The sequence below is a fragment of the Salipiger sp. HF18 genome, assembly GCF_011806505.1.
In the GTDB taxonomy this organism is placed as follows: Bacteria; Pseudomonadota; Alphaproteobacteria; order Rhodobacterales; family Rhodobacteraceae; genus Salipiger; species Salipiger thiooxidans.
The window spans coordinates 1-2,062 of the sequence record NZ_JAATOS010000622.1; the positions used below are offsets into that span (position 1 = coordinate 1).

Annotated in this window: 3 protein-coding genes; all 3 read right to left on the minus strand. The window is 70.2% G+C overall.

All coding sequences use genetic code 11. The features are described 5' to 3' along the window. Positions 1–505: N-acetylmuramoyl-L-alanine amidase (locus HC022_RS25025; protein WP_254885265.1), on the minus strand; the 505-nt coding region annotated here is incomplete at its 3' end. Between the two features lie 59 nt (positions 506–564). Then, on the minus strand, positions 565–1,257 hold the full coding sequence (locus tag HC022_RS25030) for a hypothetical protein (protein ID WP_167454193.1): 693 nt from the start codon (positions 1,255–1,257) through the stop codon (positions 565–567). A gap of 33 nt (positions 1,258–1,290) precedes the next feature. Continuing rightward, positions 1,291–2,062: amidase family protein (locus HC022_RS25035; protein WP_254885266.1), on the minus strand; the 772-nt coding region annotated here is incomplete at its 5' end.

A 2,062-nucleotide genomic window follows, 5' to 3' on the forward strand; every position in this document is an offset into this window, starting at 1 on the left:
GGAAGGCGGCGAGGAGGGCGTCGTGCTGGTCGGGGGTGAAGCGGTAGCCGAAGCTTCGGGCGTCGGCGTGGAAATTGCCGGGCGCGTCCGCATCGGCGCGGATCGCGAGGCCGCGCCGCGCGAGCCGTGCCCAGTCGAACCGCGGGCCGGGGTCGACCTTGCGCCCCGGCGCCATGTCGGAATGGCCGATCACCCGCTCGGGCGGAATCTGCCAGCGCCCGAGGATGTCCGCGAGCAGCGGCTCGAGCGCCGCCATCTGGGGCTCGGGGAAGGGCTCCTTGCCGGTGTTGGCGATCTCGATGCCGATGGAGCGCGAATTCACCTCCTCGACGCTGCCCCAGGCCCCGAGGCCCGCGTGCCAGGCCCGCATGTCCTCGCGGACCAGCTGCCAGCAGGTGCCGTCACGCGCGATGACGTAATGGGCCGAGACTTCGGAGACGGGGTTGCAGAGCCAGTCGCGCGCCGCCTCGGCGCCGGCCATGGCGGTGTAGTGCAGCACGACCATGTCCGGCACCGCGCCAAGCCGGCGCGGGCCGAAATTGTCGCTGGGGTGCCAGAGCGGTGTCAGCCGCCGCGCGCCGCGCGGAAGGGCGCGGGGTCCCAGGCGCAGGCGAAGCCGTCGCCATCGGGGTCGAGCCCCTTGCGGTCCCGCTGCGGGCCGCCGCCCGCGAGGAAGGCTTCCTGCGCGAGGTCGGACGAGTTGTACTGCCCGCAGGCGCGCCCGATGCGGTTGCCGTCATAGCGCCCCGAGCGCTCGTAGAGCGGTGTGCCCACCGGGTTGGTGGTCTGCAGCGCGTAGGCCACGATATTGGGGCTGTTGCTGTCCGGGCGCGGCGGCAGCTGCGTCGGCGTCACCACCTGATATTGCGCCCGGTTCTGGGCAATCAGCGCCGCGTCGTCCTGGATGTCGCGCTCGGCCGAGACCGCCTCGAAGCTGTTCTCGTTCGAGATCCCGGCGGAGTTGGTGACCATCTGCGGCGCGGCATTGGAGGGTGAGGCCTGCAGCGGCGCCACGCCCGAGTTCTGCGCCGCGGCGGTGGCGGCCGCCTGAGTCTCGAGGCTGTCGCCGTCGAGGGTGCTGGTCTCGACCGCGGTCGGCGGCTGATCGGTCAGCTGGGTGTTCTGAGCTTCCTGCTGCGAGCGGTACTGCTGCTCGCCGTAGTTCTGGAACCCGACCCCTGCACCGCTGTCGGGCATGTTCGATGCACATCCCGCCAGCGCCAGCGCCGCCACTCCGCAAAGGAAAACCGTTCTCATGTCGATGTCGTCACCCTTCCTGTCCGTGCGTTCCTACCACCACTTCGCCGGCTTTTCCACAAAGCCCGCGGCGCGCTCGAGCGCGTAGGCGGTGTTCAGCAGATCGCCCTCTTCCCAGGGCCGCCCGATCAGCTGCAGCCCCAGCGGCAGGCCCTGCTTGTCCAGCCCCGCCGGAACGCTAACGCCCGGAAGCCCGGCAAGGTTCACCGTGACGGTGAAAACGTCGTTGAGATACATCTGCACCGGATCCGCGTCCTGCATCTCGCCCAGCCCGAAGGCGGCCGAGGGGGTGGCGGGGGTGAGGATGGCGTCGACCCCGGCCGCGAAGGCGTCCTCGAAGTCCTTCTTGATCAGGGTGCGGACCTTGCGGGCGCGGTTGTAATAGGCGTCGTAGAAGCCCGCCGACAGCACGTAGGTGCCGACCATGACCCGGCGCTGGACCTCGGCGCCGAAGCCCTCGGCGCGGGTCTTCTCGTACATGTCGTTGATGCCCTCGCCCTGCGAGAGCCGGGCGCGGTGGCCGTAGCGCACGCCGTCATAGCGGGCGAGGTTCGACGAGGCCTCGGCCGGCGCGATCACGTAGTAGGTGGGCAGCGCGTATCTGGTGTGCGGCAGCGAGATGTCGACGATCCTGGCGCCCGCGTCCGCCAGCATGTCGCGGCCCCGGGCCCAGAGTGCCTCGATCTCGTCGGGCATGCCATCCATGTGGTACTCGCGCGGGATGCCGATGGTCTTGCCGCGGATGTCGCCGGTCAGCATAGCCTCGAAATCCGGCACCGCCAGCTCGGCCGAGGTCGAATCCTTG

Coding starts and splice junctions, on each gene's coding strand:
- HC022_RS25030 (WP_167454193.1), bottom strand. CDS start 1,257: ATGAGAACGGTTTTCCTTTGCGGAGTGGCGGCGCTGGCGCTGGCGGGA.